The 6,581-nt window shown below is 63.0% G+C and carries 6 protein-coding genes and 1 pseudogene; 3 read left to right on the forward strand and 4 right to left on the reverse strand.

Annotated features, from left to right (window positions below; genetic code table 11):
* The 4 genes from EOA79_RS28055 to EOA79_RS28070 all read right to left on the reverse strand — a co-directional run.
* Nucleotides 1-989, reverse strand: a 989-nt coding sequence (locus EOA79_RS28055; protein WP_164893971.1) for a M81 family metallopeptidase, incomplete at its 3' end; no start/stop codon positions are given.
* 79 nt (nucleotides 990-1,068) lie between these two features.
* Complete coding sequence (locus EOA79_RS28060; protein WP_067001418.1) at nucleotides 1,069-1,896, reverse strand: carbohydrate ABC transporter permease; 828 nt, start codon at nucleotides 1,894-1,896, stop codon at nucleotides 1,069-1,071.
* Nucleotides 1,893-2,762 (reverse strand): sugar ABC transporter permease, encoded by an 870-nt coding sequence (locus tag EOA79_RS28065; RefSeq protein WP_095826270.1) that lies wholly within the window; start codon nucleotides 2,760-2,762, stop codon nucleotides 1,893-1,895. The genes EOA79_RS28060 and EOA79_RS28065 overlap by 4 nt, the downstream gene beginning before the upstream one ends.
* A gap of 305 nt (nucleotides 2,763-3,067) precedes the next feature.
* Complete coding sequence (locus EOA79_RS28070; RefSeq protein WP_067002159.1) at nucleotides 3,068-4,297, reverse strand: sugar ABC transporter substrate-binding protein; 1,230 nt, start codon at nucleotides 4,295-4,297, stop codon at nucleotides 3,068-3,070.
* A gap of 170 nt (nucleotides 4,298-4,467) precedes the next feature.
* Between EOA79_RS28070 and EOA79_RS28075 the strand changes: the two genes are divergently transcribed.
* The 3 genes and pseudogenes from EOA79_RS28075 to EOA79_RS28085 all read left to right on the forward strand — a co-directional run.
* Nucleotides 4,468-5,238: an SDR family oxidoreductase gene (locus EOA79_RS28075; protein ID WP_164748186.1), complete on the forward strand. Its 771-nt coding sequence runs from the start codon at nucleotides 4,468-4,470 to the stop codon at nucleotides 5,236-5,238.
* A 2-nt stretch (nucleotides 5,239-5,240) separates the two neighbouring features.
* A complete protein-coding gene (gene ugpC / locus EOA79_RS28080) occupies nucleotides 5,241-6,308 on the forward strand; it encodes a sn-glycerol-3-phosphate ABC transporter ATP-binding protein UgpC (protein ID WP_095782651.1) in 1,068 nt (355 codons plus the stop codon).
* Between the two features lie 9 nt (nucleotides 6,309-6,317).
* Nucleotides 6,318-6,581, forward strand: a pseudogene (locus EOA79_RS28085) (MurR/RpiR family transcriptional regulator); the annotation flags it as partial.

A 6,581-nucleotide genomic window follows, 5' to 3' on the forward strand; every position in this document is an offset into this window, starting at 1 on the left:
CTGTCGATCCCGCGCGCTAACAATTCGGAGAGCACGATGGTGCCGTCGCCCGGCACGCCGCCGCCCGGATTGTCCCAGATATCGGCGATCACGACCGGCTTGTCCTTCTGTGCCGCACGCACGGCAAGCGCCCGCTCGATGCCGGCGGAGGCGGAGAGCATCGTCATCGCCGTCTTTTCGCGCAGCGCATAGAGCTCGCGTCCCAGCGTCTCGGCAAGCTTCTCGCCCTTTTCCTTGTCGTTGTCGGTGATGACCAGGATTCGCGTGCCCATTTCCGGCACGTCGGCGGCCATGAAACCGTGGATGACCGAGACCGACAGCACGCCGTCCTTGCCGTGCAGCGCTTTGATCTTGTCGACGAAGGAGCGCATCGGCTCGCGGCTGGTCGGCAGCACCTGGATCATGCGGCAGTCGAAGGTCGAGATCACCGGCTTGATTTCGCCCCGCGCCGCGGCAAGGCCGAGCTCGACCACATGCTCGCCGCGCTCGTAGAAATCGGTGTGCGGGAATTCGAGGAAATAGGCCATGATGTCGGAGGCCGCGACGCGCTTGGGCGTCAGATGGCTGTGCGGATCGAATTCCGAGGCGATCACCACCTTCGGCCCGACGATAGCGCGCACACGCTCCAGCAGGTCGCCCTCGCAGTCGTCATAACCCTGCGCCACCATCGCGCCGTGCAGGCCGAGGATCACCGCATCGACCGGCAGGGCGGCATTGAGCTGGTCGAGGATCTCGTCGCGCAGCGCCTCAAAAGCCTGCCGCTGCACCAGCCCACCGGGCTCCGCCCAGGTGGCGGTGCCTTCGATGACGGTCAGGCCTTCGCTCGTCGCGCGCCGGCGCAGCGCCACGATCGGCGAGGAGCACAGCGTCGGCGTCTCCGGATGTTTTCCCGGTCCGGCATAGAAGGCCATCTCGAACGAGGCCCGGTCGGTCGGCACCGGCGAGAAGGTGTTGGTTTCCGTCGCCAGGGAGGCGGTGAAGATGCGCATCAAAACTCCGTGGACTATTTGTTTTTGGCAATTCCGGACGGAAAACCGCTCCACAGTTTTCCTGGAATTGCCGGGATTGCTATTTCACCGCTCCTAATGCCAGCCCGCGGACCAGGTAGCGCTGGAGCCAGATGAAGAGGATCGCCACCGGCAGCGTCGCCAGCAGCGTGGCCGCCATGACGTGGTGCCATTCGATCGTGTAGCGGCCGGCGACCAGCGAGAAAACCTGGATCGGCAACGTGTAGCTTTCCTGGCTGCGCAACATGGTGAGCGCCACGACGAACTCGTTCCAGGCGTTGATGAAGGTGAAGATCGCCGTCACAGCGATTGCCGGCAGGCAAAGCGGCAGGAACACTTTTCGCAGCGTCAGCCAGCGGCCGGCTCCCTCCATCCAGGCCGCCTCCTCGAGGTCGCGCGGAATGGTGTCGAAATAGCTCTGCAGCATCCAGACGGTGAAGGCGACGTTGAAGGCCATGTAGATGAAGCCGAGTGCCGTCGTGCTCTCGACCAGCCCCCAGGCGGCCATCAGCCTGAACAGGCCAAGCACCAGCACGATCGGCGAGATCATCTGCGAGATCAGCAGGAACTGGCGGAAGGCGCCATAACCGGCAAAGCGGAAGCGCGACATGGCATAGGCCGCCGGCACCGAGATCAGGATGGCGCCGATCGTGGCGAGCGCCGAGACATAGAGCGAATTGAGAAGCGCCTGGCCGAAACCGGTCGCCACCCACATATCGGCAAAATTCGACCAGCGGAATTCGCTCGGCCACCATGTTGGCGTCAGCACTTCGGTCCGCGGCTTGACCGCAGTGAGGAACATCACCGCGAAGGGGAAGATCGTCACCACGATCAATGGCGCAAGCAGCAGCCAGGCGATGATCGAGCGTTTCAGCTTGCCGTTTCTCATGCGCGTTGCTCCCGCATGGCGAGCCGCACATAGATCATGGTGAAGATGAGCAGGATGACGAACATCACCAGCGACACCGCCGAAGCCTCGCCCAGCTTGCCGATGCGGAAGGCGAGCTTGTAGAGATGGGTGACCAATATGTCGGTGGAGTTCGCCGGTCCCCCTTGAGTCATCACCCAGATGATCGGGAAGGAGTTGAAGACGTAGATCGTGTTGAGCACGATCGCGATGTTGATGAACGGTTTTAGGAGCGGAAAGGTGATCTCGCGGAACTGCTGTAAGGGGGTCGCGCCCTCCAGCGCCGCGGCTTCGTAGAGATCGTCGGGGATCGACGACAGGCCGCCGAGGAAGATCGTGGTGGTGAACGGCACCGTCACCAGAATGCCGATCAGCACCTGCATCGGGAAGGCGGTCTCGGCGCTCGCCAGCCACTGGATGTTCTGGCTGATCAGGCCGAGCTTCATCAGCCCCGAGTTCAGCATGCCGCTTTCGCCGTTGAGCGCCCAGCGCCATACCACCGCCGTCATGGTGAGCGACACCGCCCAGGGCAGCATGATGATGACGCGGGCCAGCCCACGGCCGTAGAAGTCGGTATTGAGGATGATCGCCACCGGGATCGACAAGAGCAGCGCCCCGCCGACCACCAGCACGGTCCATAGGCCGGTGCGCCACAGGGCGGCGACAAAATCGGGATCGGCAGCAAGCGCCCGGAAATTGGCCAGGCCGCTGAAGTCGCGCAGCTGGCCAAAGCGAGTCACGTCATGCGTCGAGATCTGCACGAGATCCCAGACGGGCCAGAAGATCACCACCGCCGCCAGCAAAAGGCTGGGAAGCGTCAGCAGATAGGGCACGACACGGCTTTGCATCGGCTGGCTTGCACCGCGTTGCGGGTAGATGGCAGTGGCATTGGTGCTCAAGGCACGGTCCCCGCATTGGAATTTCGCTGGCCTGCCGGCTTGGCTGTCGTTCTTCCTGGGCAATTGCTTCAGGATTTGCATTCCTCGCCGGCGTTTGAGCCGACATCGATGATTGTCCTTGTCTGAACCGATTGCCCGGTCGTTCTTCCGCAATCCGACAGAAAACCGCGCCCGTTTTCCTGCGATTGCCAAGCCGGAGAGATGTGGCGCGCCCCGACGGGGTGGGGCGCGCCACGGGCGCAGGGAGATACGCCCTATTTCTTCAGTACGCCGTTGGCCTTGTCTGCCGCCTCCTTCAAAGCGGCCTCCGGCTCGGCGCTGCCGAGATAGATCTTCTGCATGGCGTCGGAAGTGATCTGGGCGATTTCTTCCCAGCCCGGGATGACCGGCGCGAAGCGAGCGTCGGGCAACAGCGCGGTGAAGGCGGCGAGGTCGGCGTTGTTGACGTAATAGTCCATCTTCGCCTCTTCCTTGTTCACGGGCAGGAAGCCTTCGCCTTGCGTGAACTTGGCGCGCTGCTCCTTGGTGAACAGGAAGTCGAGCAGCTTCCAGGCCTCGTCCTTGTTCTTGGAGTTCTTGAACATGATTATGGAATCGGTGACGCCATAGGTGCCGCGCGCGCCGGTCGGCCCGGCCGGAATGGCGGCGACGCCGTATTTCAGGCTCGGCGCCTCTTCCTTGATCTGGTTGGAGAGGAATGGCGCGGTGATCATCATGCCGACCTTGCCCTGCTTGAACAGGTTCTGCACGTCCTCGCGGTTGTTGGAGGTCACGCCAGGCTCGGTCAGGCCCTCGTCGATCATCGACTTGTAAAGCTTGGCCGCTTCAAGCGCCCCCGGCGTGCTCAGGCCCGACGTGCCGTCCTTGTTGAGGATCTCGGTGCCGAATGACCACATCGCGTAGTAGTAATAGACGTCCGTCTCGATCTCCTTGCCTTGCAGGCCGTAGCCGAAGGCGCCGACCGCCTTGATCTTGCGCGCGTCCTCCTGCAACTCGGTCCAGGTTGCCGGCGGCTTGGCTATGCCGGCCTTCTCGAACAGCTCCTTGTTGTAATACATGGCACGCGCCGAGGCGGCGATCGGCAGGCCATAGGTATGGCCGTTCATGATCGAGGGCTGCAGGAAGGTATCTATGAAGCGGTCCTTGAACTCGGGCTTGATGTAGCTGTCGAGCGGCTCGGCGACGTCTTGCTGCACGAAGTCGATCAGCCAGCGCGTCCCGATGATCGACAGATCGGCATTGGTGCCGGCAGTGATGTCGGTGGTCAGCTTCTGTAGGAGCACGTCCCACGGCACCACTTCATATTTGATGGTAATGCCGGGATTGGCCGCCTCGAACTCCTTCTTCACCTCTTCGAAATAGGGGCCAGTCTTGGCGCTGTATTCGGCGACGGTGACGCGCACCTCGCCCGCATCGGCCGGCGCGGCAAGCGCCAGCATGCTCATTCCGGCCAACAGGCCGACAGTCCATTTCGCAAGGCTCATCCGATCTCCTCCCATAATGCGCATTCGCGCCTGGCCGGTTGGCACAGGATTTATGTTACTTTCCTACATTATCGATGGTTTTCGGGGAAGCAAGCAGTTTATCATGTTGCTTAATTACATTTGGTTGGGTAGCGTTCTCTCCCTGTCGGAAGTGGCGAGGAGCACTGATCGTGGTGTCGCAAGGCGATTTCGAGGGCAAGACAATTGTCGTCACCGGCGCCGGCGGCGGTCTTGGCTCGGCGATCGTGGCGCTGATGGCCGAGCGCGGCGGCCGCATCGTCGGCTGCGACCAGTCGGCCGAGGCGCTGACCAGCCCGTACATCGCCTCGTGCCACGTTTTCAACCTGCTCGACCGCACCTCGATCGAAGCGGCGATCTCAAGCCTGCTCGACAAGGACGGCGTGCCGGATATCCTTGTCAACAATGCCGGCTGGACGCGCGCCGAGACGCTGAAAGCGTTGACGCCGGACAGAATGGAACAGGAGCTCGACCTCAACCTCGCCGGCGTGATGAGTTTCGCCGATCCGCTGGTCAAGGCGATGGCCGCGCGCGGCTCGGGCAGCGTCGTCTTCATCTCCTCGGTCAACGCCATCGCGCATTTCGGCAATCCGGCCTATGCCGCCGCCAAGGCCGGCATCAACGCTTACGCCAAGTCGATCGCCGTCGAACTTGGCCGCAGCGGCGTGCGCGCCAACGTCGTCTGCCCTGGCTCGATCCGCACCGCCGCCTGGGATCATCGCCTGGCTAAGGATCCCGAGATCCTCGGCCGGCTGAAGCGGCTCTATCCGCTCGGCCGCATCGTGAATGCGTCGGAAGTGGCCGAGGCCGTGGCTTTCCTTGCTTCCGACCGCGCATCCGGCATAACGGGCGCCGTGGTGCCGGTGGACGCCGGACTGACAGCCGGCTACCTGCCTTTCATTGATGACATTTTGGGAGCGTGACCATGACCGATGTCCAGTTTCGCAACCTGTCGAAATCCTTCGGCCAGCATAAAATCCTCGAGGACATCAACCTCGAGATCAAAAGCGGCGAGTTCGTCGTGCTGGTTGGTCCGTCCGGCTGCGGTAAGTCCACGCTCCTGCGCATGCTGGCCGGGCTGGAGACGATCTCCTCCGGTGATCTCGTGATCGGCGGCACCCGTGCCAACGACCTGCCGCCGCAGAAGCGCAACATCGCCATGGTCTTCCAGTCCTATGCCCTGTTCCCGCATCTGAGGGCCGCCGACAATATCGGCTTCGGCCCGAAGATCCGCGGCGAGACGCGTGCCGCGATCGACGACAAGGTGAAGAAAGCGTCCGGCGTGCTCAACCTCTTCTCCTATCTCGACCGCTATCCCAGGCAGTTGTCCGGCGGCCAGCGTCAGCGCGTCGCCATGGGCCGCGCCATCGTGCGTGAGCCCTCCGTCTTTCTGTTCGATGAGCCGCTCTCCAATCTCGACGCGCAGTTGCGCGTGCAGATGCGCACCGAGATCAAGGCGCTGCACCAGCGGCTGAAATCGACCATCGTCTACGTCACCCACGACCAGATCGAGGCCATGACCATGGCCGACCGCATCGTCGTGATGGATCGTGGCCGCATCCAACAGGTCGGACAGCCGCTCGAACTCTACGACCGGCCGGCCAACAAGTTCGTCGCCGGCTTCATCGGCTCGCCGTCGATGAGTTTTGTTTCCGGCGCGCTGAAGACCGCCGATGCCAAGTCCTGGTTCGAGACCAAAGGCGGCGGCCGGCTGGCGCTTGCCGGCAAGACAGCGTCCGGCGGCGACACGGTCGAGGCGGGCATCCGCCCCGAGCATTTCATCATCGGCGCGCGTGACGATGCCATCGCCATCGACGTCGACGTGGTCGAGCCGACCGGCTCAGAGACCCATGTCTATGGCTCGATCGGCGACGACACGGTACGCGCCGTGTTCCGCGACCGGCTGCAGGTGAAGCCGGGTGACCGGCTGCCAGTGAGCGTCGACCCGCGCAACATCCATCTCTTCGACAAGGCGACGGGCCTGCCGCTGTGAGATGAAAGGATGAAGACCCCGGCCGACATCATCACCCGCCTGCAACTGATGTCGCAGGACGGCACCAAATCGGACCGCCGGCTGGCCGGCTTGGTGCTTTCCGATCTCGATTTCGCCTCCAAGGCAGCGATTTCGGAGATTGCCGCGCGTGTCGGCGTCAGCGAGCCGACCGTCACCCGCTTCTGCCGCAATCTCGGCTGCGAGGGCCTGCGCGATTTCAAATTCTATTTGGCGCAGGCCCTCGCAGCCGAGATTGCGGCAGAAGCGGGTGAC

This window comes from Mesorhizobium sp. M1A.F.Ca.IN.020.03.2.1 (assembly GCF_004023205.1).
Lineage (GTDB): Bacteria > Pseudomonadota > Alphaproteobacteria > Rhizobiales > Rhizobiaceae > Mesorhizobium.

What these genes read in the sequence shown, in the direction of transcription:
- EOA79_RS28060 (WP_067001418.1), bottom strand. Translation starts at nt 1,896, where the DNA reads ATGAGAAACGGCAAGCTGAAACGCTCGATCATCGCCTGGCTGCTGCTT.
- EOA79_RS28065 (WP_095826270.1), bottom strand. Translation starts at nt 2,762, where the DNA reads ATGCAAAGCCGTGTCGTGCCCTATCTGCTGACGCTTCCCAGCCTTTTG.
- EOA79_RS28070 (WP_067002159.1), bottom strand. Translation starts at nt 4,297, where the DNA reads ATGAGCCTTGCGAAATGGACTGTCGGCCTGTTGGCCGGAATGAGCATG.
- ugpC (WP_095782651.1), top strand. Translation starts at nt 5,241, where the DNA reads ATGACCGATGTCCAGTTTCGCAACCTGTCGAAATCCTTCGGCCAGCAT.